General features: G+C 68.6%; 27 protein-coding genes, 1 tRNA gene and 4 pseudogenes. 9 read left to right on the top strand and 23 right to left on the bottom strand.

What is annotated here, in order from left to right; all coding sequences use genetic code 11:
- Window positions 1–2: 2 nt before the first annotated feature.
- From rpoB to rplJ, 7 genes are all read right to left on the bottom strand, one after another.
- A complete protein-coding gene (rpoB, locus tag Q0V34_RS14055; protein WP_297512921.1) occupies window positions 3–4,073 on the bottom strand; it encodes a DNA-directed RNA polymerase subunit beta in 4,071 nt (1,356 codons plus the stop codon).
- Window positions 4,074–4,413: 340 nt separating this feature from the next.
- Entirely contained in the window at window positions 4,414–4,572 is a 159-nt protein-coding gene (locus Q0V34_RS14050) for a hypothetical protein (RefSeq protein WP_297512919.1), read from the bottom strand.
- 199 nt (window positions 4,573–4,771) lie between these two features.
- The gene (locus tag Q0V34_RS14045) at window positions 4,772–5,779 is read right to left on the bottom strand and encodes a YCF48-related protein (protein ID WP_297512928.1); all 1,008 of its coding nucleotides are present in this window, start codon (window positions 5,777–5,779) and stop codon (window positions 4,772–4,774) included.
- 14 nt (window positions 5,780–5,793) lie between these two features.
- Complete coding sequence (locus tag Q0V34_RS14040) at window positions 5,794–6,180, bottom strand: PIN domain-containing protein (protein WP_297512917.1); 387 nt, start codon at window positions 6,178–6,180, stop codon at window positions 5,794–5,796.
- Between the two features lies 1 nt (window position 6,181).
- Window positions 6,182–6,421 (bottom strand): antitoxin, encoded by a 240-nt coding sequence (locus Q0V34_RS14035; RefSeq protein ID WP_297512915.1) that lies wholly within the window; start codon window positions 6,419–6,421, stop codon window positions 6,182–6,184.
- 659 nt (window positions 6,422–7,080) lie between these two features.
- Entirely contained in the window at window positions 7,081–7,467 is a 387-nt protein-coding gene (rplL, locus tag Q0V34_RS14030) for a 50S ribosomal protein L7/L12 (protein WP_297512913.1), read from the bottom strand.
- 44 nt (window positions 7,468–7,511) lie between these two features.
- On the bottom strand, window positions 7,512–8,030 hold the full coding sequence (gene rplJ / locus Q0V34_RS14025) for a 50S ribosomal protein L10 (RefSeq protein WP_297512911.1): 519 nt from the start codon (window positions 8,028–8,030) through the stop codon (window positions 7,512–7,514).
- A gap of 405 nt (window positions 8,031–8,435) precedes the next feature.
- On the opposite strand from rplJ, the gene Q0V34_RS14020 reads away from it, so the two are divergent.
- The 3 genes and pseudogenes from Q0V34_RS14020 to Q0V34_RS14010 all read left to right on the top strand — a co-directional run.
- Entirely contained in the window at window positions 8,436–8,945 is a 510-nt protein-coding gene (locus tag Q0V34_RS14020) for a DUF2165 family protein (RefSeq protein WP_297512909.1), read from the top strand.
- Between the two features lie 15 nt (window positions 8,946–8,960).
- Complete coding sequence (locus tag Q0V34_RS14015) at window positions 8,961–10,325, top strand: alpha/beta fold hydrolase (RefSeq protein WP_297512907.1); 1,365 nt, start codon at window positions 8,961–8,963, stop codon at window positions 10,323–10,325.
- A pseudogene (locus tag Q0V34_RS14010) lies at window positions 10,322–10,429 on the top strand (hypothetical protein); the annotation flags it as partial. The gene Q0V34_RS14015 and the pseudogene Q0V34_RS14010, both read left to right, overlap by 4 nt.
- Here the strand turns inward: Q0V34_RS14010 and Q0V34_RS14005 are convergent.
- Genes Q0V34_RS14005 through Q0V34_RS13995 form a run of 3 tightly spaced genes read right to left on the bottom strand, consistent with a single transcriptional unit; the run spans window position 10,428 to window position 12,272 of the window.
- Window positions 10,428–11,636: a TIGR03862 family flavoprotein gene (locus Q0V34_RS14005; RefSeq protein WP_297512905.1), complete on the bottom strand. Its 1,209-nt coding sequence runs from the start codon at window positions 11,634–11,636 to the stop codon at window positions 10,428–10,430. The pseudogene Q0V34_RS14010 and the gene Q0V34_RS14005 sit on opposite strands and share 2 nt — an antisense overlap.
- 1 nt (window position 11,637) lies before the next feature.
- Entirely contained in the window at window positions 11,638–12,033 is a 396-nt protein-coding gene (locus Q0V34_RS14000; RefSeq protein ID WP_297512903.1) for a type II toxin-antitoxin system VapC family toxin, read from the bottom strand.
- Window positions 12,033–12,272, bottom strand: coding sequence for a type II toxin-antitoxin system VapB family antitoxin (locus Q0V34_RS13995; RefSeq protein WP_297512901.1), 240 nt, complete (start codon window positions 12,270–12,272; stop codon window positions 12,033–12,035). Before Q0V34_RS13995 ends, Q0V34_RS14000 begins: the two co-directional genes overlap by 1 nt.
- A gap of 74 nt (window positions 12,273–12,346) precedes the next feature.
- On the opposite strand from Q0V34_RS13995, the pseudogene Q0V34_RS13990 reads away from it, so the two are divergent.
- Window positions 12,347–12,466, top strand: a pseudogene (locus Q0V34_RS13990) (hypothetical protein); the annotation flags it as partial.
- Window positions 12,467–12,542: 76 nt separating this feature from the next.
- Here Q0V34_RS13990 and rplA read toward each other — a convergent pair.
- Together rplA and rplK are read right to left on the bottom strand one after the other, a co-directional pair.
- A complete protein-coding gene (gene rplA, locus Q0V34_RS13985; protein WP_297512899.1) occupies window positions 12,543–13,232 on the bottom strand; it encodes a 50S ribosomal protein L1 in 690 nt (229 codons plus the stop codon).
- A 4-nt stretch (window positions 13,233–13,236) separates the two neighbouring features.
- Complete coding sequence (gene rplK, locus Q0V34_RS13980) at window positions 13,237–13,668, bottom strand: 50S ribosomal protein L11 (RefSeq protein WP_297512897.1); 432 nt, start codon at window positions 13,666–13,668, stop codon at window positions 13,237–13,239.
- A gap of 228 nt (window positions 13,669–13,896) precedes the next feature.
- Here rplK and Q0V34_RS13975 point away from each other — a divergent pair.
- Window positions 13,897–14,052: pseudogene (locus Q0V34_RS13975) on the top strand (hypothetical protein); the annotation flags it as partial.
- Between the two features lie 62 nt (window positions 14,053–14,114).
- A pseudogene (locus Q0V34_RS13970) lies at window positions 14,115–14,232 on the top strand (hypothetical protein); the annotation flags it as partial.
- Window positions 14,233–14,258: 26 nt separating this feature from the next.
- Here Q0V34_RS13970 and Q0V34_RS13965 read toward each other — a convergent pair.
- From Q0V34_RS13965 to Q0V34_RS13950, 4 genes are all read right to left on the bottom strand, one after another.
- A complete protein-coding gene (locus tag Q0V34_RS13965) occupies window positions 14,259–14,627 on the bottom strand; it encodes a hypothetical protein (protein WP_297512895.1) in 369 nt (122 codons plus the stop codon).
- 205 nt (window positions 14,628–14,832) lie between these two features.
- A complete protein-coding gene (gene nusG / locus Q0V34_RS13960; protein ID WP_297512892.1) occupies window positions 14,833–15,390 on the bottom strand; it encodes a transcription termination/antitermination protein NusG in 558 nt (185 codons plus the stop codon).
- 11 nt (window positions 15,391–15,401) lie between these two features.
- Window positions 15,402–15,722, bottom strand: a complete 321-nt coding sequence (gene secE / locus Q0V34_RS13955) for a preprotein translocase subunit SecE (RefSeq protein ID WP_297512890.1) — start codon at window positions 15,720–15,722, stop codon at window positions 15,402–15,404.
- Between the two features lie 61 nt (window positions 15,723–15,783).
- Window positions 15,784–15,859 (bottom strand) — tRNA-Trp (locus tag Q0V34_RS13950).
- 206 nt (window positions 15,860–16,065) lie between these two features.
- Between Q0V34_RS13950 and Q0V34_RS13945 the strand changes: the two genes are divergently transcribed.
- Window positions 16,066–16,329 (top strand): hypothetical protein, encoded by a 264-nt coding sequence (locus tag Q0V34_RS13945; RefSeq protein WP_297512888.1) that lies wholly within the window; start codon window positions 16,066–16,068, stop codon window positions 16,327–16,329.
- 45 nt (window positions 16,330–16,374) lie between these two features.
- On the opposite strand, the gene Q0V34_RS13940 is transcribed toward Q0V34_RS13945, so the two are convergent.
- Window positions 16,375–16,791: a hypothetical protein gene (locus Q0V34_RS13940; RefSeq protein WP_297512886.1), complete on the bottom strand. Its 417-nt coding sequence runs from the start codon at window positions 16,789–16,791 to the stop codon at window positions 16,375–16,377.
- A 455-nt stretch (window positions 16,792–17,246) separates the two neighbouring features.
- Here Q0V34_RS13940 and Q0V34_RS13935 point away from each other — a divergent pair, with 455 nt between their 5' ends.
- Together Q0V34_RS13935 and Q0V34_RS13930 are read left to right on the top strand one after the other, a co-directional pair.
- Window positions 17,247–18,074 carry a ferredoxin--NADP reductase gene (locus tag Q0V34_RS13935; RefSeq protein WP_297512884.1) on the top strand — a complete coding sequence of 276 codons (828 nt, stop codon included), beginning with the start codon at window positions 17,247–17,249 and terminating at the stop codon, window positions 18,072–18,074.
- Between the two features lie 87 nt (window positions 18,075–18,161).
- Window positions 18,162–20,228 carry a discoidin domain-containing protein gene (locus tag Q0V34_RS13930; protein WP_297512882.1) on the top strand — a complete coding sequence of 689 codons (2,067 nt, stop codon included), beginning with the start codon at window positions 18,162–18,164 and terminating at the stop codon, window positions 20,226–20,228.
- Between the two features lie 153 nt (window positions 20,229–20,381).
- On the opposite strand, the gene Q0V34_RS13925 is transcribed toward Q0V34_RS13930, so the two are convergent.
- The 6 genes from Q0V34_RS13925 to Q0V34_RS13900 all read right to left on the bottom strand — a co-directional run bounded on the left by Q0V34_RS13925 (window position 20,382) and on the right by Q0V34_RS13900 (window position 26,430).
- On the bottom strand, window positions 20,382–20,579 hold the full coding sequence (locus tag Q0V34_RS13925; RefSeq protein ID WP_297512880.1) for a hypothetical protein: 198 nt from the start codon (window positions 20,577–20,579) through the stop codon (window positions 20,382–20,384).
- Between the two features lie 136 nt (window positions 20,580–20,715).
- Complete coding sequence (locus Q0V34_RS13920; RefSeq protein ID WP_297512878.1) at window positions 20,716–21,699, bottom strand: type II secretion system F family protein; 984 nt, start codon at window positions 21,697–21,699, stop codon at window positions 20,716–20,718.
- 13 nt (window positions 21,700–21,712) lie between these two features.
- Entirely contained in the window at window positions 21,713–22,690 is a 978-nt protein-coding gene (locus Q0V34_RS13915) for a type II secretion system F family protein (protein ID WP_297512876.1), read from the bottom strand.
- A 3-nt stretch (window positions 22,691–22,693) separates the two neighbouring features.
- The gene (locus tag Q0V34_RS13910) at window positions 22,694–24,193 is read right to left on the bottom strand and encodes a CpaF family protein (RefSeq protein WP_297512874.1); all 1,500 of its coding nucleotides are present in this window, start codon (window positions 24,191–24,193) and stop codon (window positions 22,694–22,696) included.
- Window positions 24,194–25,750 carry an AAA family ATPase gene (locus tag Q0V34_RS13905; RefSeq protein ID WP_297512872.1) on the bottom strand — a complete coding sequence of 519 codons (1,557 nt, stop codon included), beginning with the start codon at window positions 25,748–25,750 and terminating at the stop codon, window positions 24,194–24,196.
- Complete coding sequence (locus Q0V34_RS13900) at window positions 25,750–26,430, bottom strand: CpaD family pilus assembly lipoprotein (protein WP_297512870.1); 681 nt, start codon at window positions 26,428–26,430, stop codon at window positions 25,750–25,752. Before Q0V34_RS13900 ends, Q0V34_RS13905 begins: the two co-directional genes overlap by 1 nt.

Raw genomic sequence — 26,430 nt, 5'->3', positions numbered from 1 at the left:
CATCAGCTGTTCTCCAGCTCGACGTTCAGGCCGAGCGAGCGCATTTCCTTGACCAGCACGTTGAAGCTTTCCGGGATGCCGGCCTCGAACGTGTCGTCGCCGCGGACGATCGACTCGTAGACCTTGGTCCGGCCGGCCACGTCGTCGGACTTCACCGTCAGCATTTCCTGCAGGGTGTAGGCCGCGCCGTAGGCTTCCAGCGCCCACACTTCCATTTCCCCGAAGCGCTGACCGCCGAACTGGGCCTTACCGCCCAGCGGCTGCTGGGTGACGAGGCTGTACGGACCGATCGAACGGGCGTGGATCTTGTCGTCGACCAGGTGGTGCAGCTTCAGCATGTAGATGTAGCCGACCGTGACCGGACGCTTGAACTGCTCGCCGGTCAGGCCGTCGTACAGGATCGACTGGCCCGAGCGGTTGACGCCGGCCATTTCGAGGTGGTCCTCGATGTCGCTCATGCGCGCGCCGTCGAACACCGGGGTGGCGATCGGAACGCCCTTGCCCAGGTTCTTGGCCAGCTCGACCAGCTCCTCTTCCGACTCCGGCAGCTCTTCGTCCGGACCGTAGATCTCGCTCAGGCGCTCGATCAGGGCCTGCTTCTGACCGCCGTGCTGCCAGTCTTCCAGCAGGTTGGTGATCTGCTTGCCGAGATTGGCGCAGGCCCAGCCCAGGTGGGTCTCGAAGATCTGACCGACGTTCATGCGCGAGGGCACGCCCAGCGGGTTCAGAACGACGTCGACGTGCGTGCCGTCGGCGAGGAACGGCATGTCCTCGATCGGCAGGATGCGCGAGATGACGCCCTTGTTGCCGTGACGGCCGGCCATCTTGTCGCCCGGCTGCAGCTTGCGCTTCACGGCCACGAAGACCTTGACCATCTTCATGACGCCCGGAGGCAGTTCGTCGCCGCGTTGCAGCTTGTCGACCTTGTCCTCGAAGCGACGGTCGAGACGCTTGCGGTTCTCGTCGAACAGGCGGCGCAGCGATTCCAGCTCGCCCATCGCCTTTTCGTCTTCCAGGGCGATCTGCCACCACAGGCCCGATTGGATCTGCGACAGCGCTTCGGCGGTGATCTCGCCGCGCGACAGGCCCTTGGGACCCGACACGGCGACCTTGCCGACCAAGAGCTCCTTCAGACGGCCCGAGATGTTGCGGTTCAGGATCGCGAACTCGTCGTCGCGGTCCTTGCCCAGGCGGTCGATCTCGGCGCGTTCGATGGCGAGCGCGCGCTCGTCCTTGTCGACGCCGTGACGGTTGAAGACGCGCACGTCGACGATCGTGCCGGCGACGCCCGGGGGCAGGCGCAGGCTGGTGTCGCGGACGTCCGAGGCCTTCTCGCCGAAGATGGCGCGCAGCAGCTTTTCTTCCGGCGTCATCGGGCTTTCGCCCTTCGGCGTCACCTTGCCGACCAGGATATCGCCCGGCTGGACCTCGGCGCCGATCGCCACGATGCCGGCTTCGTCGAGGTTGCGCAGGGCTTCCTCGCCGACGTTCGGGATGTCGCGCGTGATTTCTTCCGGACCGAGCTTCGTGTCGCGGGCCATGACCTCGAATTCCTCGATGTGGATCGAGGTGAAGACGTCGTCACGGACGATACGTTCGGAGATCAGGATCGAGTCTTCGAAGTTGTAGCCGTTCCAGGGCATGAACGCGACCAGCGCGTTGCGGCCCAGGGCCAGTTCGCCCAGCTCCGTCGACGGACCGTCGGCGATGATGTCGCCGGCGCTGATCTTGTCGCCCACCTTCACCAGCGGACGCTGGTTGATGCAGGTCGACTGGTTCGAGCGCTGGAACTTCGACATGCGATAGATGTCGACGCCCGAGCGGGCCGGATCGGTCTCCTCGGTGGCGCGGATGACGATACGCGTGCCGTCGATCTGCTCGACCACGCCGGTCCGCTTGGCGATCACGACCGCGCCCGAGTCACGGGCGACGACCGCTTCCATGCCGGTGCCGACCAGCGGGGCGTCGGACTGCACCAGCGGCACGGCCTGACGCTGCATGTTCGAGCCCATGAGGGCGCGGTTGGCGTCGTCGTTTTCCAGGAACGGGATCAGGGCGGCGGCCACCGACACGACTTGGCGCGGCGACACGTCCATCAGGTCCACCGTCTCCTTCTGCAGGAGGGTCGGTTCGCCGTTGATGCGGCCCGGAACCAGGTCTTCCACGATCTCGCCGCCGTCGACCTTGATGTTCGACTGGGCGATGACGTGCTTCGACTCTTCCATCGCCGACATGTAGACGACTTCGTCCAGCGGCTTGCCGTCCTTCACGCGACGGTACGGGCTCTCGATGAAGCCGTACTTGTTCACGCGGGCGTGGGTCGCCAGCGAGTTGATCAGACCGATGTTCGGACCTTCCGGCGTCTCGATCGGGCAGATCCGGCCGTAGTGGGTCGGGTGCACGTCGCGGACTTCGAAGCCGGCGCGCTCGCGGGTCAGACCGCCCGGGCCGAGGGCCGACAGACGACGCTTGTGGGTGATTTCCGACAGCGGGTTCGTCTGGTCCATGAACTGCGACAGCTGCGAGGAGCCGAAGAATTCACGCACCGCCGCCGCGGCCGGCTTGGCGTTGATCAGGTCGTGCGGCATGACCGTGTCGATATCGACCGAGCTCATGCGTTCCTTGATCGCCCGCTCCATGCGCAGCAGGCCGACGCGGTACTGGTTTTCCAGCAGCTCGCCCACCGAACGGACCCGGCGGTTGCCCAGGTTGTCGATGTCGTCGATTTCGCCGCGACCGTCGCGCAGGCCCACCAGGACCTTCAGCACGGCCAGGACGTCTTCCTTGCGCAGGATGCGGACCTCGTCCGACACCTCTTGCTCGAGGCGCATGTTCATCTTCACGCGGCCCACCGACGACAGGTCGTAGCGCTCGGCGTCGAAGAACAGCGACTTGAACATCGCCTCGGCGGCTTCCACCGTCGGCGGCTCGCCCGGACGCATGACGCGGTAGATGTCGAACAGCGCGTCCTCGCGGATGGCGTTCTTGTCCACGCGCAGGGTGTTGCGCATGTAGGCGCCAACCGTGACGTGGTCGATGTCCAGCACGTCGATGGTGTCGAAGCCCTGGTCGGCCAGGGCCTGGATGGCCGGCACGTCCAGCTCGTCGCCGGCCTCGGCGTAGATCTCGCCGGTCGACATGTTAACCGCGTCGCGCGCCAGGTAGCGGCCCGTCAGGGCTTCCGGCGCCAGCAGCAGGGTCTTCAGACCCGCGTCGGCGAACTTCTTGGCCTGGCGGGCGGTGATCTTCGTGCCGGCCGGCGCGACTTCCTCACCCGTGTCGGCGTCGACCAGCGGGAATTCCGGCTTCACGCCGCGCCAGCGCTCGGGCTTGTACGGGGTGGCCCAGCCGCCCGCGCGCTTCTCGAACGGCACGACGTCGTAGAAGGTGGTCAGGATCTCTTCGCCGTCCATGCCCAGGGCATAGAGGAAGGTGGTGGCCGGCAGCTTGCGGCGGCGGTCGATGCGGACATAGACGATGTCCTTGGCGTCGAACTCGAAGTCCAGCCACGAGCCGCGGTACGGGATCACGCGGGCGGCGAACAGCAGCTTGCCCGAGGCGTGGGTCTTGCCCTTGTCGTGGTCGAAGAACACGCCCGGCGAGCGGTGCATCTGCGAGACGATGACGCGCTCGGTGCCGTTGACGATGAAGGTGCCCTTGTCCGTCATGAGCGGGATGTCGCCCATGTAGACGTCCTGCTCCTTGATGTCCTTGACCGAGCGGGCGCCGGTTTCTTCTTCCGTCTCGAACACGATCAGGCGCAGCTTGACCTTCAGCGGCGCGGCGAAGGTCATGTCGCGCTGGATGCATTCCTCGACGTCGTACTTGGGCTCTTCGAACTCGTACGAAACGTATTCCAGGACGGCGCGTTCGTTGAAGTCCTTGATCGGGAACACCGACTTGAAGACCGCCTCGACGCCCTCGTCGCGGCGCTGGCCCGGACGGACCTCGCGCTGCAGGAACTGCTCGTAGGAGGAGCGCTGAACCTCGATGAGGTTCGGCATCTGCACAGCCTCGGGAATGCGGCCGAACGACTTCCGGATCCGCTTCTTGCCGGTGAAGGATTGCGCCATGTGTTTTCCCTGGGCGCGGATGGAGTCCGCGCGTGAGTTCGAATTGCCTGGGCGTCCACCCTCGCCGCTCTCGTGCTCCGAGAGCCGCGGACGCTGGAATTCCCCTGTCGGGCGACCGGGACCGGAAGCCTGACGGGCGCCCCTTCGCGCTGATCGGAGGGCGGCTGACCGCGCCTCGGGGCGTAACGGCGGACGCGCGCACGCGCGCTCCGCGAATATCTTCGTGAGCCGGCGGATATAGGGGATGCGAGCGCGGAAGAAAAGGGGGATTCGTAAGATGTCGTAAAGACGCCGGACCCGGCGGTCCCTCAAGACCCAGGATATCGGCGGAAGAGGCCCTTTAGGCCTTCTTCAGCATCTTCACGACCAGCGAGACGCCCAGCCCGATCAGGCAGACGAAGAACGCCACCTTGGTGATCGCGCCCGCCACATTGGCGACGAACCCCAGGACCCCGAACAGGATCATCAGAACGAGCAGGACGCCGGCGAGCTTGAGCATGCGGGGATAACGTCGGGCGTTGGGAGAGGTTCCCCGGGCGTGGCGGACGAGGCCGATGACGTCCTTCTCCCCTTGCGGGAGAAGGTGGCGCGAAGCGTCGGATGAGGGGTTTCTCGGCGACGCCGCGCGCCCCCTCACCCGACCGCCTTCGGCGGCCACCCTCTCCCGCGAGGGGAGAGGGAAATCTCTCTGTCGCCCCCTACCCCGCCCGCCAAAGCCCGATCGCCCCCTTCGGCCCGCACAGCACGGCCGTCTTTTTCGAGGTCAGCCGCACGGTGTTCATCGGCGCCGCCGACACCCTCTGGAACGCCGCGCCGCCCCGGCTGGCGATCGTGCCCGCCAGGCCCGTGGCCATCACCGTGTCGCCCAGAACCGCGACCGACGACAGATAGCCCGGCGGCGCCGCGACCGCCTCGAAGGTCAGACCGCCCGGCGCCAGCCGCGCCAGGTTCACGCCCGGCGCGGTCGGGTTCCGGTAGTCGCCGCCGCAGACCCACAGCGTCCCGTCCTTGGCGAAGGCGACGGCGAAGGCGCCCTTCGAGGCCGCGTCGGCCAGGATCGGCGTCTCCAGCGCCACGAACACTCCGCCCCCGCCGCGCGACAGATAGACCCGCGCCCGGCCCGCGCCGCCGGTGCAGAACGCCACCTGGCCATGGCGGCCGATCGCCACGCAGCCGTTGCTGGCCGCGAAGGCCCCCTCGTTGGCCGCCGCCGGCGGCACGCCCTCGGCCTTCAGCCGCGTCCAGGTCTCGCCGCCGTCGGCGGTGTAGAGCACCGTGAACCGCCCCTGCGTAGGGTCGCCGAGGATAAAGCCGCGCTTGGGGTCGACGAAGGCGATCGAGTCCCAGAAGCCGTCAGGGTCGGTATTGACCACGATCCGCTTCCAGGTCTTGCCGCCGTCGCTCGTCCGCCACAGCTGCGAGGCGCCGCCCGGCCCGGCGCTCATGGCCAGCACGTGATGGTCGTCGAGCGCGTGCAGCCCCCGAAAGTCCAGCCCCTCGGCCCCGACGATCCGCATGGCGTCCTGCCGCTCGTCCTTGCCCCGGATGATCCAGCCCTTGGAGCCCGAGGCCCAGTACGTCTTGCCGCCGGTCGGCGAGAGGCCGCGGAGTTCGCTTTCGGTGGTGGAAGCGGGCATGCGGATGCCGCCCAGATGGTCCTGGGCGAAGGCGGGCGTCGCGGCCAGGGCGGCGGCGCCGGCGGCCATCAGTTCACGTCGCGTCACCAAGCCACCACCTCCAAGCCGGGAATATCGCGGAAATCCGCGGGATTTTGCGTCACCACCGCCGCGCGGTGAACCAGCGCCTGGGCCGCGATCATCCTGTCCAACAGCTTGCGCCGCGAATAGCCGGCCGCCTCGACGATGGCGCGATAGGCCTCCGCCGCCTGGTCGTCGAAGGCCAGAACCGGCAGCGCCGCCAGGATCGCGTCCAGCCGCGCGCGTCGCGTCCCGACATCCGCCGGATCCCGATAGACGCCGCCTTCCAGCTCGACGCGGCTGACCACCGACAGCAGGATCGCGCCGTCCAGCGCCGCGATTTTCTCCGTCACCGCCGGATCGCCGTCGCGCAGGCCGATCGCCACGCAGGTGTCGAGCAGGAAAGCCAATTCAGAGACCCGGCCGCTCGGGCAGGTCCTCGTCGTCGCGGACCTCGACCGACTTCGGCCTCGGCAGCGCGTCGAGCGTCTTCAGCAGCGCCGAGATCGGCGGCTTGGCGGGATAGATGGTCAGGACGTCTCCGGAGCGGACGATAGTCAGCTCGACGTCGCCCCCGAACGCCACGTCGCGCGGCAGGCGGACGGCCTCGCTATTGCCGCTGCGAAAGGTCCGGCTGGTGGCTCTGGCCATGGAGAGAGGCTCCGGACAGGTGATCACGTGTGTATACGCGATTGAGCGGGGTTGGGGAATGGGGGCGGAGGGCCCCTCCGTTTCGCCGCCTATCGGCGCCGGTGTCGTTTAGTTCCGTTGATCCGCCCTTCTCGCCGAGAAGGAGCCCTCCTTACATCTCACGGTGAGACGATCGCAGGGCTGATCAGGTCACTCAAGGACGACGCTGCGCGTCGCCGCGGAGCGGTCGCCGAAGGCGATCCTTGACTGACCTGATCAGCCCTGCACGCTGCGGCCTCCAAGAGATGTAAGGTTCGCCCCGACCTGGGGAGGTCGGCTAACGCCCCTAGTGGGACGGTGAGAAAAGCCCTCTCTCTTAGAGAGAGGGAGGGGCCCAAGCGAAGCTTGGGAGGGTGAGTGGTTACGCCGTCAGCCGGCGTGCCGGCACATGGATCCAAGCAGCGCCAGAAGCATCCTCGGGCTTCGCCTACCCTCTCACCCTCCCACGCCTGCGGCGCGGGCCCCTCCCTCTCTCCATGAGAGGGGTTTCCTTGTGACCGCTTTGTCCACCCGTCGCAGACGTCACGGACCTCAAAAGAAAACGGCCCCGGAGGTTTCCCTCCGAGGCCGCTTCGGCGGTTCCGCAAGGAACCCGTTCCCGACGAAACGCCGGGATCGGATTACTTGATTTGGACCTTGGCGCCGGCTTCCGTGAGCTTCTTCGAAACTTCTTCGGCTTGTTGCTTCGAGACGTTTTCGACGACGTTCTGCGGAGCGCCTTCGACCAGGTCCTTGGCTTCCTTCAGGCCGAGGTCCGGACGGACGCCGCGGACTTCCTTGATCACGTTGATCTTCTTGTCGCCGCCGTCCAGCAGGACAACGGTGAACTCGGTTTGCTCTTCGGCGGCTTCGGCCGGAGCAGCGGCGCCAGCGCCGGCGACGGCGGCCACGGCCACCGGAGCGGCGGCCGAGACGCCCCACTTTTCTTCCAGCAGCTTCGAGAGTTCAGCAGCTTCGAGGACCGAGAGGGTCGACAGTTCTTCAACCAGCTTTTCGAGCTTGGACATGTGTCAGTTCCTTAGAGAGATTGGGATAGATGCGGGGATGACCGTTACGCGGCGTCTTTGGTCGCGTAGGCGTTGAAGACGCGAGCCAGCTGGCCGGCCGGAGCCTGCAGGACGCCAGCGATCTTGGTCGCCGGAGCCTGGATGAGGCCGATGAGCTTGCCACGCAGTTCGTCCAGCGACGGCAGGGTCGCCAGAGCCTTCACGCCGTTCTCGTCCAGCACGTTGGTCTGGTCCAGAACGCCGCCGACGAGCTTGAACTTGTCGTTTTCCTTGGCGAACTGGACGGCGACCTTGGCGGCCGACACGGCGTCCGGGCCGTAGGCGATGGCGACCGGGCCGGTGAAGAGCTTTTCGCCCTTGTCGCCGAGCTTGCCGTCCAGAGCCTTGAGGGCCAGGGTGTTCTTCACAACCTTGATCGCGGCGCCTTCCTTGCGGAGGCGAAGACGAAGGTCGGTCATTTCCGCAACGGTCAGACCCATGTAGTGGGTCACGACGACAGCGCCGGCGTCGGCGAAGACGCCCTTGAGCGTCTCGATCGACTCCTGCTTTTGAGCGCGGTCCATTGCGGTCTCCTACTCAGTTAGCAGCGGCCGGACCATTCCGGCAGCCAATTGCGCTTCCCACGCGGGATCGCTCCCGCATGCGAGTCGCATTTGCCTGTTCCAAGGAAAGTCGGCCGCGCTCCGGTCTCGGGCTAAAGCCACGAGCGGGAGACCTTGGCGTCTCTATCCCTGTCTCCCGACGGCGAGGAAGGGCTCTTCCTCGATTACGGCGTTGGTGACCCCACGCCCCGCAGTTCTCAAACAGGTTCTCCAGCGGAGCGGACTCCGTCGAAGAGGCGGGCCGTATAGACGAAACGGGCGTGAAGATCAACCGCCGCCCGAAAGCCCGCCTGGCCGCCATCCTTGACATCCCGCGATCCATGTTATGCCAAGCGCGACGATGAACCGGGCGGGGGCGCGCGCGCGATGTTGATACGGTACTGCAAGGCCGGCCTGGTCGCCGCGATGGCGCTGCTGATGGCCCTGGTGACCTTCAACAACATCGCGGACTACGGCGCCAACTGGGACTTCGTGCGGCACGTGCTGGCGATGGACAGCATCTTTCCCCATTCGACCCAGCTGTGGCGCGCTATCCCATGGGAGCCCGCCCAGCGCCTGGCCTATCTGCTGATCATCGCCGCCGAAGGGCTCAGCGCGACGCTGCTGACGCTGGGCGCGGCGCGGCTCCTTCGCCGGGCGCGCGACGTCGAGGCCTTCGAGGCGGCGCTGGGCGTCCCCGTGGCCGGTCTGACAGCCGCCATGCTCCTGTACGGCGCCGGCTTCGTGGCGATCGGCGGCGAGTGGTTCCTGATGTGGCAGTCCAGCACCTGGGGCGGCACGGACGCCGCGGCGCGGTTCTTTCTGCTGCACGCGGCGGTGCTGGTGATCCTGCTGACGGGCCAGGGTTCGGCGCCTCGGCGAGACGATAAGGCTTGAAGAGGATATGACCCGATGAAACGCAACTTTGCCGCCCAACTGACGCTGGGTCTCGCCAGTCTGGTCCTAGTCCTCGCGCCCCCGGCTCGGGCCGAGCTCAAGGCCCCGCCCACGCCGCGCGCCGTGGTCGCCGATCCGCCGCGCGACAAGGACCATCCGGCCGGCATGGCCGCCTTCCGGATCGATGTCGCCGGCTCGAAGATCAACGCCATCCTATACACGGCCTCGGGCGACCAGCCGCACCCGACGCTGCTGTTCCTGCACGGCTTATCCGGCAACGATACCAATATCGACCTGCTGGAGGCCGTGCGCCGCGCCGGCTGGAACACCCTGCGGATCAAACATCGCGGCGCCGGGGGCAGCCAGGGCCAGTTCAGCTTCGCTAACGCCCGCGTCGACAGCGAGGCGGCGGTGGCCTGGTTGCTGGATCCGGCCAACCTCGCCAAATACCACATCGACCCCAAGCGCATCGTCGTGGCCGGCCACAGCATGGGCGGCTTCATGGCCGCCAGCGCCGCGGCGGCCGACCCGCGCGTGGCCGGGACGGTGATGATCGACGCTTGGAACATCGCCGAAGACGCGGCCCAGGTTCCCGACAGCGCCGAGGGCCGCAAGGCCGTCGCCGAGTCCCTCCGCGCCGGCGCCGCGCCCCTGGCGACCACGGCCGAGGCCCTGGCCGACGAGCTGATCCGCGACAAGGCCAAGCTGGACCTCGAGAACCTCAGCGCCAAGATCGCCGACCGGCCGGTGCTGATGATCGGCGCGGAGTTCGCCAACGCGCCGGCGGTTCGCAAGCAGGCCGCCGCGGCCAGGGCCGCCGGCGCCAAGGACCTGACCGAGGCCTATTACCCGACCGACCACAGCTTCTCGGACTCGCGCATTGCCCTGGAGAGCGAGGTCCTGCGCTGGCTGGCCCGCTTCGATCCGAGCATCCTGCCCGCCGGCCCGGCCATCCCGCTGAAGGCGGCCTATGACCCGAACAATCCGTTCGCCAGGATCCTGCGCGGCGAGCTGCCGGCCTACAAGGTCTATGAGGACGCCGACGTCCTCGCCTTCATGGACCGCGCCCCGATGGAGCCCGGCCACGTCCTGGTGATCTCCAAGACCTCCAAGGCCCGCAACCTGCTGGAGATCGACCCCGGGGACCTGGCCAAGGTGATGGCCGTCGCCCAGAAGGTCGGCCAGGCCGAGGTCGACGCGCTCGGCCTTCAGGGCTTCATGATCGTGCAGAACAACGGCGTCGGCCAGAGCGTGCCGCACCTGCACGTCCACGTGATCCCGCGCATCGCCGGCAAGCCCGTCTATCTGGCCGAGAACGCCCCCGCCGATCCGAAGGACCTGGAGGCGATGGCGGCGAAGATCCGAGCGGCGATGAGGTGAGGTGCGTCGCCCTCCCCCTTCGACAGGCTCGGGGTGAGGGCGATAGCCGGCGGTTGATCGGAAATCCTCACCCTGAGCTTGTCGAGGGGCGAGGATTTCCAGCTAACCCAACCGCCCCAACGCCGCCCTGCCCGCCGCCACGCCGGTCGCGAAACAGGCTTGCAGCAGGTAGCCGCCGGTCGGGGCCTCCCAGTCCAGCATCTCGCCGGCCAGGATCACGTCGGGGCGGGACTTCAGCGCCAGGCCGTCCAGGCTCTCGAACCGGACGCCGCCGGCCGCCGAGATGGCCCGCTCCAGCGGCTGGACGCCGGTCAGCGCGACCGGCGCGGCCTTGATCGCCGCCGCCAGGGCCGCCGGCTCGGCCGGCAGGTCGAGGCCGTGGGCCTCGCGCAGCAGATTGACCTCGACCGGCGACAGCTTGACGGCCTTGCGCAGGAAGTTGGCCAGGCTCTGGCCGCCGCGCGGCGCGCGCAGGCGGCGCTCCAGCGTCTCGGCGGGGATGTCCGGCCGCAGGTCGACCGACAGCACCGCCCCGCCGGCCAGGGCCGCGTCCCGCGCCGTTCCGCCCAGCGCGTAGACCGCCCCGCCCTCCAGGCCATAGCGGGCGATCATCGCGTCGCCCCGCGCCCGCGCGCCGCCCAGGGTCAGCGCCACGTTCTTCAAGGGCTCGCCGGCGAAGCGGTCGCGGAATACCTCGCTCCAGGCGACGTCGAAGCCGCAATTGGCAGGACGGAAGGGCGCGATCTCCGAGCCGCCCACGCGCAGCAGCGGCGCCCAGGCCGCGTCCGAGCCGAGCTTCGGCCAGCTGGCCCCGCCCAGGGCGAGAACGGCGGCGCGGGCCCGCACCGCGCGGCGGCCCTCCGGCTCCTCTATCAGCAGCCGCCCCGCCGCGTCCCAGCCCTTCCAGGCCGCGCGCGGCCGCAGCCGGACGCCCTGCCCCTCCAGCCGCGAGAGCCACGCCCGCAGCAGCGGCGAGGCCTTCATCGCCTTGGGGAACACCCGGCCGCTGGCCCCGACGAAGGTCTCCTGCCCCAGCCCCTCGGCCCAGGCGACCAGGTCCGCCGGGGAGAAGGCCTCGAGCATCGGCCGCAGCGTCGCCGCGCGGTCGCCATAGCGCGCCACGAACCGCTCGAAGTCCTCCGAATGGGTCAGGTTCAGCCCGCCGCGCCCGGCCATCAGGAACTTGCGCCCGAAGGTCGGCATCTTCTCGAACACGGCCACCGACTTGCCGGCCTTGGCCACCGTCTCGGCCGCCATCAGCCCGGCCGGCCCGCCGCCGATCACCGCGACGTCGAAGGTCTCCTCGCCCACCTCAGGCCGCCGTTATGTCGGTCAGGGCGAAATCCTCGCCCTTGTAGAGCAGCGGAACGCCGTGGACCTTGGCGCAGGCATAGGAAAAGCAATCGCCCATGTTCAGCCGCGCCGGGTGGACGCCCTTGCCGAAGCGGGCGTGGGCGTCGAGGGCCAGACGCTGCTCGGCCTCTCCGATCGCGACAAGGCGCGCCCCGGCGGCAAGCTGATAGCCCGCGACGATGGCGTCGACGCGGGCCTGGGCCTGATGCGTGACCTTCATGACGGCCCGGACGGTTTCCCAGTTGGCGAGGGCGGAAGTCAGCACGAGGCTCGAGGTCAGCAGCCGGGTCTCGAAATCCTCGGCTTCGGGCTCGTTAAGGATGATGGCCGTCCAGGCCGAGGCGTCGACGAACATCACTCGTCGTTGAGGCTGTCGAAGAAGGCCTTGTCGGCGACCTCGCCCGTCCTGGGCCAGGAGGCCACCTCGCCACGAAGCGCCTTCAGCGTCGCCCGCTTTTCCGCGAGCGCCTGCGCATCGGCCTCGCGCGCCTTGAGCACGGCCAGCTTGATGGCGTCGGTGATGCCGACGCGCTTTTCCTCGGCGTACTGGCGCACCAGGGCGTCGGTCTCGGGATCGCGGACGTGGAAGGGCATGGCGGGGGCTTTCGTCTAGATGGAAGGTAACATCGGCTAGACGGGGGGACAATGTTGGGGGCTTCCTTCTCCCCTTGCGGGAGAAGGTGTCAGCGAAGCTGACGGATGAGGGGTCGCACAGGCCTTTCCGGATAGCGGAGCGCAACCCCTCACCCGGCCCTGTCGGGCCACCCTCTCCCGCAAGGGGAGAGGGAAGCCGCCCCCAAACGCAGAAACGGGCGCTGGATCGCTCCAGCGCCCGTCCGCTTACGCTTTACTGAAAGGCGAGGCTCAACCGCCGATCGAGGCGATGTCGACCTTGAAGCCCGGGCCCATCGTCGAGGACAGGCCCACGCGCTTGATGAACACGCCCTTGGCGCCCGAGGGCTTGGAGCGGTTCAGGGCTTCGATCAGCGCCTTGACGTTGACCAGCAGGGCGTCCTCGGTGAACGAGGCCTTGCCGATGCCGGCGTGCACGATACCGGCCTTTTCGACGCGGAACTCGACGGCGCCGCCCTTGGCGTCCTTGACGGCCTGGCCGACGTTCGGGGTCACGGTGCCGACCTTCGGGTTCGGCATCAGGCCGCGCGGGCCCAGCACCTTACCCAGACGACCCACCAGGGCCATCATGTCCGGGGTGGCGATGACGCGGTCGAAGTCCATGAAGCCGTTCTGGATCTTCTCGACCAGGTCCTCGGCGCCGACCACTTCGGCGCCGGCGGCGGTGGCTTCGGCGGCCTTGGCGTCCTTGGCGAAGACGGCGACGCGGACGTCACGGCCGGTGCCCGACGGCAGGTTGACGACGCCACGGACCTGCTGGTCGGCGTGACGCGGGTCGACGCCCAGGTTCACCGAGATCTCGATGGTCTCGTCGAACTTGGCCTTGGCGTTTTCCTTGACGAGCTTGATCGCCGATTCCAGCGAGTGAGCCGCTTCGCGGTCGCCGGTCCAGGCCTTGATGCGCTTGGGTTGCTTAGCCATTGGATTAGGCCTCCACGATCTTCAGGCCCATGGCCTTGGCGGAGCCTTCGATGATCTTGGCGGCGGCCTCGAGATCGTTGGCGTTCAGGTCCTTCATCTTCTTTTCGGCGATCTCGCGCAGCTGGGCGCGGGTGATCTGGCCGACGGTCTCGCGACCGGTCAGCTTGGCGCCCGACTTCAGGCCCGTGGCCTGCTTCAGGAAGAAGGTGGCCGGCGGGGTCTTGGTGACGAAGGTGAACGACTTGTCCTGATAGACCGTGATCACGGTCGGCAGGGGGGTGCCCTTTTCGATGTTCTCGGTGCGCGCGTTGAACTCCTTGCAGAAGCCCATGATGTTGACGCCGCGCTGACCCAGAGCCGGGCCGATGGGGGGCGAAGGCGTGGCCGAGCCAGCCTTCACCTGGAGCTTGATGTAGCCCAGGATCTTCTTAGCCATGATGTCCTCTCGTGAGGGCCGAGGCCCTCGCTGGTGAGCCGTGGTGCGGGCTTGGCGTCCCTCCCACGGATTTGGTCTCGTCGCGGAAGCGGTGAGCCTAAACGACGAGCGCGCCCCAGGACCGGGGTCTTGGAGCGAGGCGGGGCGTGTAGCAGGCGGGGGGTGCTGAGTCTAGGGGGATGGGGCTTCTGGGCCGGAGGCTGGCAGCCGACGTTTCCAAATGCCGAGATGAGTGGTTTGCGGACATGCTCCCTCTCCCATAGGGAGAGGGTTGGGGTGAGGGGTTACGGCGTCGGACGGAGCGCCGGCACGCCGTCAGACCTCGTAACCCCTCACCCTCCCACCGCTTCGCGGCGGGCCCCGCCCTCTCCCTCTGGGAGAGGGTTTCCACACCGGCCTCCCCGGAGAAGGCGGGCGACGCCCTCTTCCAACCGTCATTCCCGCCCTTGTGGCGGGAACCCCTCTGTCCGCCGCAGGTGCGGGAGGGGCGATCCGCTGAGCGGATCGCTTGCGTCTCACGTGTCAGTTGAACCAGGGGTTCCCGCCACGAGGGCGGGAATGACGGCGTGTTTTTAAGGACCGAACGCCCCCTACCGCCGCTTCAGCTTCGCCAGCGCCGCCCGCATGGCCACCGCCTGGGCGGCGCGGGGTTCGGGCGGGGGCTCGGCCGGCGCTGTCGTCGCCGCCTCCATGTCCCGGACGAAGTCCGCGATCAGGTCCAGCGGCCGCCCGGACCCCGCCTTGCCGGGGCGCTCCGCCGGGGTCATGGCCGCCACCTTGCGCGCCGTGGCCGCGATCTGGCCGCACAGCTTGGCCTTCTCGCGCGCCTTGGCGATCACCGCCGGATCGTCGCTGTGTTCGGCCAGGGCCCACGCCGCGTCGATCGCGGCCATCAGCCGGGCTTGGATATCGGCGCGCCAGGCGCTGGGATCGGGGGTCGGGCTCATGACGAACAGCATGGCCTCGCGGCGCGGGCCCGGGGACGAGAAATGGGCGTTTTCCGCTAAGTCTCCGCCGCCAAACGGAAATCATCGTTTCCGAGCGGGGATGGGATGAGCGTTAGAGGGCGCCCCTGTGGATAACCTCAACGCCAAACGCCGCAAAGCAAAAGGCCCCGCGTCTTGCGACACGGGGCCTTTCGAAAGCTTCAGGCGATCCGAAGGATCAGCTGATCTTCTCGACCTGGCTGTATTCCAGCTCGACCGGGGTGGCGCGGCCGAAGATCGAGACGGTGACGCGCAGGCGGGCCTTTTCCTCGTCGACCTGCTCGACCGAGCCGTTGAAGCTGGCGAACGGGCCGTCGATGACGCGGACGTTCTCGCCCACCTCGTACAGCACCACGGCCTTCGGAGCGGTGACGCCCTCCTCGATGGCGCCGACGATGCGCTGGACTTCCTTTTCCGAGACCGGCATCGGCTTGGAGCCGCTGCCCAGGAAGCCCGTGACCTTCGGGGTGTTCTTGATCAGGTGGTAGGCCTCGTCCGAGAGGTTCATCTTCACCAGGACATAGCCCGGGAAGAACTTGCGCTCGGCGTTGACCTTGCGGCCGCGGCGGATCTCGACGACCTCCTCGGTCGGCACCAGGATCTCGGAGAAGTTCTCCTCCAGGCCCTGGTTCTTGGCCTGCTCGCGGATGCTCTCGGCCACCTTCTTCTCGAAGTTCGAGTAGGCGTGGACGATGTACCACTTGTGGTTCGGATTGGACGTGGTTTCGGTGCTCATCGTCTCTGATCTTATCGCGCGGTGGCGAGCTTCAGCAGCTGGTTGATGGCCAGGCCCAGGCCGCCGTCGACCGCCAGGAAGAACAGCGAGGCCATGACCACCATGATGAAGACCATCACCGAGGTGATCCAGGTCTCCTTGCGGGTCGTCCAGGTGATCTTGCGGGCCTCGGCGCGGACCTCGCGGAAGAACTGCACGGGGCTCGTGCGCTTCTTCGGGGCGGCGGGCGCGGCGGCGGCGGTCGCGCCGGCCCCGGCGGGCGCCATCGCCGCGGCCGTCTTGCCGGCGCGGGCCTTCATCGCGGACGGGCTGGATCCCGGTTTCCTGGCCATGCTCTTGAAGCTCACGACTTCCATAAACGCGGGCCCAAGGCGGCCCGTCGAAGACATATAGTGGCAGGAGTGGAGGGACTCGAACCCCCGGCCCTCGGTTTTGGAGACCGATGCTCTACCAGCTGAGCTACACTCCTGCGGACCGACCGCCCTTCCGGGCCGACGGACATCCAGAGACAGACGGCGCGCCGGAAGCCTTGAAGCTTCGGCGCGCCATGATCTGTCGCCAGAGCCGCGCCATTTAGCAGGGTCGCACTCGCCCGGCAAGCGGCGCGCGGCGGTTTGCGGCGGCCGCGCGGTTCAAAAGCCCGGATCGAAGCCCCGCGCGGGGCGTTTCCGACCCATGCCGACGATCTCGAACCCCGCCTCGCCAGACCCGCACGCCGACCGTCCGTCGAATCGCGAGGTCGAGAACGAGAATCAGGCGCGCGGAAACGACGACGGCCAGCCGCCCCGCCCGGCCACGGAGCCCGACGGCGCGGCCGCCAGCACACGCTCGCCCCAGACACAGACGGATCCCGGCACGGGCGCGCTCTCGCCCGACCGCTCGCCGAACGCCCGGAACGATCCGGACGCCGATCCCGACGAGCCCCGGACCGAAGGCTAAGGCCGTCTATCTGTCTCGAATGATCCCATTCGAAACAGATAGCCTCTAGCCCGCCTTCGACGTCTTGGTCTTGTCGGCCTTCTCGGCCTCGGCCGAGGCCGGCGTCGTCGTCGCTCCGCACTGGATGCCCAGATAGGAGAACTTCACGTCAGTCAGCTCACGCCCGCACTGGGTGTTCTTGCCCCTGTCCGTGCCTTGCAGCGAGATCGCCACGCCCTTGCTGAGATCGGGGGCCGGATTGGCCGAACTGATGTCGTAATATCCGCCGCCTCGGCCCTTCACGACCAGGCAGTTGGTCTTCTCCACCGGGCGGACGCAGCCCGACGCCGTCACCGACGTGCCTTCCACGACCACTTGATTGGCTTGCGCGACCTTCGTCTTCGCGCCGCCGTCGCTGCAACCGGCCAAACCAAACGCTAACAGACCGGCCGCCGCGGCGGCCCCTACGAACCAAACCCGCATACGTTCCTCCGTATCGTTGGCTTCGCGAACGAAGCAACGGGAAGTCTGCGCCTCGATTCCAGGACCGGCAATCACATTTTCGCCTTTTTCGAAAAAGCGGTTCCGTGATTTTGGCGATCTCGCAAAAGAATGCCCGCCAGCATGCCGAACACGGACAACTTGGCGACCATCGTCGCTCAACCGCGCAATCTCGCACCGGATACGGATCAAAGGCCCGGCCATCTGAACGACTACTGGCCTACCGTGTCGCGACCTTTTCGCACTTGCGAATACTGCGCGTGATCTTTCCGGGGGCCGACGGATGCGGCGGGCGGTCGCGCGTCGTCAGTTTTTCCCCGCCGGCCTTCAGACAAGCGGCGTTGACTCCGGCGCCGCCTTGCTCACATGAGACGCACGCCGCCCACCCGGCTTGGCGGCGTCGCCCGCGCCCCGCGCGCCAAGGATTCAAGAGTTTGATGACGGCCCCCGCGACCGCCGCCGCGCCGGCGAAGGAAGCCCCCCACCACGTCGAGACGGTGCTTTGGGTCAAGCACTGGACCGATCGCCTGTTCAGCTTCGCCATCACCCGCCCCGCCAGCTTCCGCTTCCGCTCGGGCGAGTTCGTGATGATCGGCCTGCCGCCGCGCGAGGATCTTGGCGAGAAGAAGCCGATCCTGCGCGCCTATTCGGTGGCCTCGCCCAGCTTCGCCGAGGAGCTGGAATTCTTCTCGATCAAGGTTCCGGACGGCCCGCTGACCTCGCGCCTGCAACTGATCCAGCCCGGCGACCAGATCCTGCTGGGCAAGAAGCCGACCGGGACCCTGGTCCTCGACGCCGTCAAGCCCGGCAAGCGCCTCTTCCTGTTCGGCACCGGCACGGGCCTGGCGCCCTGGCTGTCGGTGGCCCGCGACCCGGACGCCTATGCCCGCTTCGAGCGCGTCATCGTCGCCCACGGCGTGCGCGAGGTGAAGGAGCTGGCCTATCGCGAGCTCTTCACCCACGACATCTTCGACGATCCGCTGGTCGGCGACGAGGCCCGCGCCCAGCTGACCTATTACCCCACCGTCACGCGCGAGCCGTTCGAGCGCCAGGGCCGCTTCACCGACCTGATCGCCTCGGGCCAGCTGTTCCGCGACCTCGGCCTCGACCAGACCGCCTTCGATCCCGAGCACGACCGGGCCATGCTGTGCGGCTCGATGGCCATGATCAGGGACACCGCCGCGATCCTCGAGGCCCAGGGGCTGAAGGAAGGCTCCAACGCCGAACCCGGCGACTTCGTGATCGAGCGGGCGTTCGTCGGGTAGGCGTCGGGCGCCGCATCCGATATCGACGGCGCGGGGGCCCGCAGCGCGCCCCCATTTCGCCTCAACGCCAAGGCTTGACTCGCCGCCGTGATCGCCGTCCTCGCCCTCGCCGCCGCCCTGACCGTGCCCGACCGGGTGACGATCGACCTGTCCGCCGGCAAGCCGGCCAACGTCTTCCGACCCGACGAGGCGTTCGGCGGCGGGCTGGACGGCATGGGCCGGGGCGAGGTCAAGGCGACCTACACGCCGCGCAACATCGCCGCCATGAAGGCCGTGGGCCTGCCGCGCGTCACCTATCGCCTGCGGACCGAGCTGGGCGTCGAGGCCTGGCACTGGAACCCCAAGGGCCGCTGGAGCGACCCCGCCCGCGCCCAGGGCTACTGGACGTCGGACGACCGGCCGGGCGCGCCGATCCTGCTGTCCCACGGCTACGACCTGCCCCGGCGGGGCATGACCAAGGACAACGCCAACAACAGCGGCTATTCGCGGCTGGACGACGGCGATCCCGCGACCTTCTGGAAGTCGAACCCCTATCTGGACAGCCGTTACACCCACGCGCCGGCGCGGCCGCAGTGGCTGGCCGTCGAGCTGGGCGGCAGGCAGGCGATCGACGCCGCCCGCCTGACCTGGGCCACGCCCTACGCGGTCGACTACCAGGTGCAGTACTGGACCGGCCAGGACGACTGGGACCCGGACGGCCGCTGGGTCACCTTCCCCCACGGCGACATCAAGGGCGCGACCGGCGGCGTCTCGACCCTGAAGCTGGCGGACGCGCCGGTGACGACGATCATGATCCGGGTGCTGATGACCCGCTCGTCCGGGACCGCGCCGAAGGGCTCCAGGGACGTCCGCGACGGCCTGGGCTACGCCGTGGCCGAGGTCGGGTTCGGCCGGCTGGAGGGCGGGCGGTTCGTCGACGCGGTGCGCAAGGGCCGCTCGAACACGACCCAGAGCATCATGCACGTCTCCTCGACCGACCCCTGGCACCGGGCGAGCGACATCGACCTTGGCCTGGAGCAGCCGGGCCTGGACCTCGTCTACCAGACGGGCCTGACGCGCGGCCTGCCGATGATGGTCCCGGTCGGGACCCTGTTCGACACGCCCGAGAACGTCGCCGCCGAGATCCGCTATCTGAAGCGGCGCGGCCATCCCGTGACGCAGGTCGAGCTCGGCGAGGAGGCCGATGGCCAGTACGGGGCGCCCGAGGACTATGCCGCGCTCTACATCCAGATGGCCGACGCGGTGCGCGCGGTGGATCCGAAGATCGTCACCGGCGGCCCCAGCTCGCAGGCCGCCGTCGCCGACATGTGGGCGGCCGAGGTCGGCGAGGACCGCTCCTGGACCCGCCGCTTCGTCGACGCCCTGGCGGCGCGGGGGCGCCTCTCCGACCTCGGCTTCTTCTCGTTCGAGCGCTACCCGTTCGACGACGTCTGCGGCCGGATCGACGAGAAGCTGCTGGACCAGACGGCGATGCTGGACGCCGATCTGGCCCGCCTGAAGGCCGACCACGTGACCGCGCCGCTGGTGATCAGCGAGTACGGCTTCTCGGCCTATTCGGGGCGGGTGATGTCGGAGATCCCGGCGGCGCTGCTGAACGCCGACATCGTGGGCCAGTTCATGACCCGCGGCGGGGCCCAGGCCTTCCTGTTCGGCTACACGCCCAACCAGCCGATCAACCAGCACCAGGCCTGCGCCGGCTACGGCAACATGATGACCTGGCAGACCGGGCCGGACGGCCAGGCCAAGTGGCGCACGCCGACCTTCTGGGCCGCCTGGCTGCTGACCAACGCCTGGACCGACGGCGGCCATGGCCGGCACCGGCTCTGGCCGGCCAGCGCGGAGGCCCGCGACGCCAAGGGCCGGCCGCTGGTCACCGCCTACGCCGTCGAGCGGCCGGACGGACAGTGGGCGCTGATGCTGGTCAATCGCGACGCCAAGGCCGCGCACGCCACGCGCCTGGCCTTCAGCGACGGCCGCGCCTTCGCCGGCCCGGTGGAGACCTGGACCTACGACCGCTCGCGCTACGCCTGGAGGGACGCCGGCGAGCAGAGCCATCCCGAGCGCGAGCTGCCGCCGCGCCGCGGGCGCCAGGACGGGACGACGCCGCTGGTCCTGCCGCCGTGGTCGCTGACCGTGGTGCGGGGCGCGCTTTAGGCTTCGGCGCAATATTTCCTTGTCATCCCGGCCGCGGCGAAGCGGAGAGCCGGGACCCAGGGGCCGATGCAATGCGGTTGCGCCTGGGTCCCGGACAGCCTCCGCGAGGCTTCCGGGATGACACGGATTATGGTGTCGAGATCTTCGTAAGCCCTAGCCCGCCAGGGCCTGGCTGATCACCTGGGTGGCGCGGTTGAAGATCGCCAACACCGGCTCGACCAGCACGTGACGCAGGCTGAAGGCGAAGAACGCCGCCAGGCCCAGCAGCAGGGCCATCTCGACGGCCGCCCCGCCCTCCTCCGCCTTGGCGAACGCGCGGACGGAAGACTGCTTGCCAGATGCGTGAGCCATGACGTTTGTCCCAAACCGAAACTGTTCGGCCGGGCTCGCGCAAGGGTTGGGCCAGGAATGGCCAGGGCGACCGCGAAACAAGCGCCCTTCCCCGCTCTGGGCCTAGGAAGGGAGTGGCTGAGCGTCACCGCCCCGCTCAGTGTTTCCCGAACACGTCCTGCACCTTCATGATCGCCGGACCCAGGATCATGATGAACAGCACGGGCAGGAAGAACATGATCATCGGCACGGTCAGCTGGGCCGGCAGGGCGGCGGCCTTCTTCTCGGCGGCGGACAGGCGCAGCTCGCGGTTCTCCTTGGCCATCACCCGCAGGGCGGCGCCCAGGGGGGTGCCGTAGCGCTCGGCCTGGATCATGGCCGTGGCCACCGACTTGATGCCCGGATGGTTGGTCCGGCGGGCCAGGCCCTCATAGGCCAGGCGCCGGTCGGGCAGGTACGACAGCTCGGCCGTCAGCAGGGACAGCTCCTCGGCCAGCTCCATCGACTGGGCCCCGACTTCCGACCCGACCTTCTGGATCGCCGCCTCGATCGACATGCCGCTCTCGACGCAGATCAGCAGCAGGTCGAGCGAGTCTGGGAACGCCGCGACGATCGACTCCCGCCGCTTCTGGGCGATGTTGGTGATGTAGACGTTGGGCGCGTAGTAGCCGAGCGCGACGAAGGCGATGCAGGCGCACATCTTCTGCATCGGCAGCAGGCCGAAGTCGTTGACCACGTAGAGGTAGAAGGCCGTCACGGCGCCGAACACGAACGGCATCACGAAGCGGAAGAAGTAGAAGGCCGTCACCGGCCGGGGACCGCGGAAGCCGGCCTGGGCCAGCTTGTCGACGACCTTCGGATCCTCCAGCAGCCGCGACAGCTGCAGCCGCTCGACCACGTTCTTGTAGAGGCCCTCGTCGGTATGGCGCAGCCGGCCGCCGCCCGAGGCGCGGGCGGCGATGTTCTGGCGCGAGCGGCGCCGCAGCTCCTCGCGCCGGTTGGCGACCGACTTCAGCCGGCCTTCCAGATTGTTGTCCCGCAGGGCCGGCGAGGCCAGGGTGATGATCGTGGCGAACACCACCAGGGCGATGAACGCCGTCAGGATGTTGGAGGGGTTGGTCAGGGTCTGGACGATATTCACGCGGCCCTGCCCCTCAGAACTTGAAGTCGATCATCTTGCGCATCACGAAGATGCCGATGCTCATCCAAACGCCGCCGACCAGCATGAACAGGTGGCCGCGCGGGTCGCTGAACATCGGCGCCATGTAGGACGGCGACATGATGCTCAGCAGGAGGACGACGCCCGGCGGCAGGCTGCCGATGATGAAGGCCGAGGCCACGGCTTCGGCCGACAGCGCCTTGATCTTCTCCTTCATCAGCTTGCGCGCGCGCAGCACGGTGGAGAGGTTGCCCAGCGCCTCGGCCAGGTTGCCGCCGGTCTTCTGCTGGATGGCCAGCACGATCGAGAAGAAGCGCAGCTCGTTGGTCGGCATCCGCTCGTACATCTTCTCGAGCGCCGCATCCATCGGCACGCCCATGGCGACGTTCTCGGTCAGGATGCGGAACTCGCCGGCCAGCGGCTCGGGACACTCCTTGCCGATGATCTTCAGGCAGTCGTGGACCGGCAGGCCCGACTTGATGCCGCGCACGATGATGTCGATGGCGTCGGAGAAGGCCTCGGTGAACTTCTGCACCCGCCCCTTGGCCAGGAAGCCGAGCACCCAGCGCGGCAGGCCGGCGCCGGCGGCGAAGCCCGCGCCCAGCGCCACCAGCGGAATCTGGCCGAGCAGCAGCATCAGCACCGCCACGAAGCCGCCCAGCACGGCGCTGACGATCCAGAACATCTGGACATTCTCGCCCAGGCCCGCCGCCTGCATCCGCGCCGCGACGCTGAGCGAGGCCTTCTTCTGCTTGCGTTCCTGGTCCTTCAGGGCCTTGAGGATGGTCTGGCGACGCGCGTCGGGGGTGTTGGCGGCGGCCTTGGCCCGGACGCTGGCTTGGCGCTCGCCGCCGCCGGCGATCAGCTGGGCGCGCTTGGCGGCCTTGACCTGGGCGCTGTCGCCGCCGGCGAAGGCGAAGCCGAGGCCCGCGATCGTGATGAAGCCCAGGATCCCGACGATGATGAACAGCATCGCCTACTCCGCCGCGTCGAGGGCTTCGGCCAGCTCGCGCTCCAGGCCGTAATAGCGGGCGCGATCCCAGAAGCGGGGGCGGGCGATGCCGGTCGAGCGGTGCTTGCCGACCACGCGGCCGTGCTCGTCCTCGCCGGTGATCTCGTAGACGAACAGGTCCTGGGTGACGATCACGTCGCCCTCCAGGCCCACGACCTCGGTGATGTGGGTGATGCGCCGGGAGCCGTCGCGCAGGCGGGCGGCCTGGATGATCACGTCGACCGAGCCGACGATCATCTCCTTGATGGTCTTCGAGGGCAGGCCGTAGCCGCCCATGGTGATCATGCTCTCGACGCGGCTGATCGCCTCGCGCGGGCTGTTGGCGTGCAGCGTGCCCATCGAGCCGTCGTGGCCGGTGTTCATGGCCTGCAACAGGTCGAACGCCTCGGGACCGCGCACTTCGCCGACGATGATCCGCTCGGGACGCATCCGCAGGCAGTTCTTGACCAGGTCGCGCATGGTCACCGCGCCCGAGCCCTCAAGATTGGGCGGCCGGGTTTCCAGGCGCACCACGTGCGGCTGCTGCAGCTGCAGTTCGGCCGCGTCCTCGCAGGTCACGACCCGCTCGGTGGGGTCGATGAAGGCGGTCATGGTGTTGAGCAGCGTCGTCTTGCCCGAGCCCGTGCCGCCCGAGATGATCACGTTGCAGCGGCAGGCGCCGATGACCCCCAGAACCCGCGCGCCCTCGGCGCTGATGGAGTTGAACTCCACCAGGTTCTTCATGGTCAGCTTGTCCTTCTTGAACTTCCGGATGGTCAGGGTCGGGCCATCCAGCGCCAAGGGGGGCGCGATGACGTTGACGCGCGAGCCGTCGGGCAGGCGCGCGTCGCAGATCGGCGAGCTTTCGTCGACGCGGCGGCCGACCTGGCTGACGATCCGCTGGCAGATGTTCATCAGCTGCAGATTGTCGCGGAAGCGGACATTGGTCAGCTGGACCTTGCCGCCGACTTCGATGAACACCCGGTGCGCGCCGTTGACCATGATGTCGGCGATGTCGTCGCGCGCCAGCAGCGGCTCCAGCGGGCCATAGCCGAGGACGTCGTTGATGATGTCCTGGACCAGGTGCTCCTGCTCGGCCACCGACATCGAGACGTTCTTGATCGCCACCAGCTCGGCGACGATGTCGCGGATCTCCTCGGCCGCCTGCTTGTGGTCGAGCTGGGCCAGCTGGCTCAGGTCGATGGTGTTCAGCAGGGCGTTGAAGATCGTCGTCTTGGTGGCGTGGTAGTAGTCGCTCTGCTCGCGGACGATCGAGGCGGTCTGCGGCTGGCCCTGGGCGGCGCGCAGCTGTTCCAGGCCCTGGGTCGCCTTGGGGGCCGGACCATTGACCTTGGGCGCCGGCGCCTTGGGCTCGGCGGCGGGCTCGACGCGTTGCGGCCGCGTGGCGATGGCCGCTCCGCCCGCGGGCGCGGGGGGCGGCGCTTTCTTCTCGCCGGGAGCTGACGGGTCGCGCTTGCCGAACATCTATTTCTTCTTGAACAGGCCCGAGAATATCGACGTCTTCTCCGGCGCCGGCGGTTCGCGGCGGCTGATCAGCCGCGCCAGATGCTCCAGGCCCTCGGCCGCCTTCGACTTCGGGGCCACCTCGGCCAGCATCTGACCGTTGTTGGCCGCCTGGCCGTAGGGCTTGGGATCGAACGGCAGGACCAGGGACGGTTGCACGCCCAGGGCCTCGCCGAAGTCCTTGACCGGGATCTCGGGCCGGCCCGGCACGCCGACCTGGTTCAAGACCAGGCGCGGCGGAATGTCGTTCGGGCGGGCGGCGCGCACCAGGTCGATGATGTTCTTGGCGTTGCGCAGGCTGGCCAGATCGGGCGTCGCGACCACCACCAGGTCGTCGGAGCCGATCAGCACCCGCCGGGTCGCCGCGTTCCAGACGTGCGGGATGTCCAGCACCACGAACGGCGCCGCGCCGCGGATCTTCTGGGTCACCTCCTCATAGGCGTCCGCGCCGATCTCGTAGTCGTCGTCCAGCGTGGCCGGGGCGGCGAACAGCGACAGGCGGTCGCCGCAGCGAACCATCATCCGATCCATCAGCACCGGGTCCAGGCGCTCGGGCTGGGTCAGCGCGTCCAGCACGCCTTGCAGCGGGTCCTGGTTGAAGTCGAGACCGGCGGTGCCGAAGGCGAGGTCCAGGTCGACCAGCACCGTGGCGGTCTCCATCTTCTCGGCCATGGCCCAGGCGAAGTTGTGCGCCAGGGTCGAGGCGCCGACCCCGCCCTTGGCGCCGACGAAGGCGATCTGGCGGCCGATGAACGGCGCGGCCGGGTCGGCGTAGAGCGCGCCGACCGCCCGGATCACCTGCAGCGGCGACAGCGGCTGGGTCAGGTACTCGCTGACGCCGCGCCGCATCAGTTCGCGATAGAGGGCGATGTCGTTGGTCTGGCCGATGACGACCACCTTGGTGCCCGGGTCGCAGACCTGGGCCAGGCTGTCGAGCAGGTGTAGCAGGCGCTGGGCGCCGTCCATCGTCTCGACCATCACCAGCGAGGGAGTCGGCTGGTTCTGGTAATAGTCGACGGCCGCCTCGAGGCCGCCCTCGCGCGCGATGGTCGAGGCGCGGGCCATGCGGCGGTCGGCGGCGGCGGTCTCGACCAGCTGGGCGGTCTCGGGACGTGACCAGAAGGCGTGGATGGTGATCCGCGGGATCACCGCCTCGCCCAGGCCGCCGTCGGCGAGCGCCTCGGGATAGACCGGCGCCGGCGCGGCCGATCGCGCCGCGGGGATCTCGAAGCCGCCGTCGTCCTGCTCGCGCCGCTCCACGACCGGCGCCGGCGCGGGCTGGGCCGCGCGCTGCGGCTGCGGGGCCGGGCGGGTCTGGGGAGTCTGCCGCGGATTCCATGGCGGCGGAGCGTCCTCCCCCGGACGCGCGGGCGGGAAGTCCGCGAACGGGTCGTCGAAGCCGTCGATGGCCGGGTTCAGGGACGGCGCGGACGAGCGCCAGGGATCGGCCGCGCCGGTCGTGAACTCGTCGGCGGCGTCGAAGCCCAGGTCGAAGGGATCGTTGTCGGTCGGCCGCATTACGGGATCGCCTTCGAGACGGTCCCGCTGGCCTGCTCGTCCTTCTTGGAGCTGGTGATCTCGCCCTTGCGGTACTTGCCCAGGATGTCGTTCCGGCGGCCCGCGTCGGGCGGCGTCATGTCGCGCGGCCGGACCAGGTCCTCGGGATTGGCCACCTGGGCGGCGAGGTTCGCCGCCATGGCGCAGCCGAAGTTCTCATAGACGACGTTGTTGCGGGTCGCCGACAGGTTTTCCCAGCGCTGGCCGCACTTGGGCCGCTCGGCCTCGTAGCGCAGGAAGCCGACGCGGATGGTGTTGTCCTCGGGGCCGGTCGGATCGAAGCCGACGACCCGCACGCGCGCGCCGGGCGCGCCGAACAGGATCAGGCGATCGCGGACCTGGCTGGCCATGGCGCCGGCGCCGTTCGGCGCGGTGACGACCAGTTCGCGCGCTTCGGCCTCCAGCCAGCGGCCGACCAGGGCCTCCAGCGCCGCGGACTGGTTGGCCGACACGCCGGTGGCGTGGGTCGCCAGCACGATCTCGTCCGGCGCGGAGGTGACCTTGATGCGGTCCATCCACTGCTGGGTCTCGGTGGCGGCGTTCTTGTTGGGTCCCTGATCCGGCGGGGTCGAGGCGCAGGCGGCCAGCCCCAGCAGGGCGGCGGCCATCAGGACGGTCTTGACGAGATCACGGTGCGTCAT

The organism is uncultured Caulobacter sp. (assembly GCF_947036865.1).
Lineage (GTDB): Bacteria > Pseudomonadota > Alphaproteobacteria > Caulobacterales > Caulobacteraceae > Caulobacter.
The sequence above is the reverse complement of the archived record's forward strand: the minus strand, read 5'-3'. Positions and strand labels throughout refer to the sequence as shown.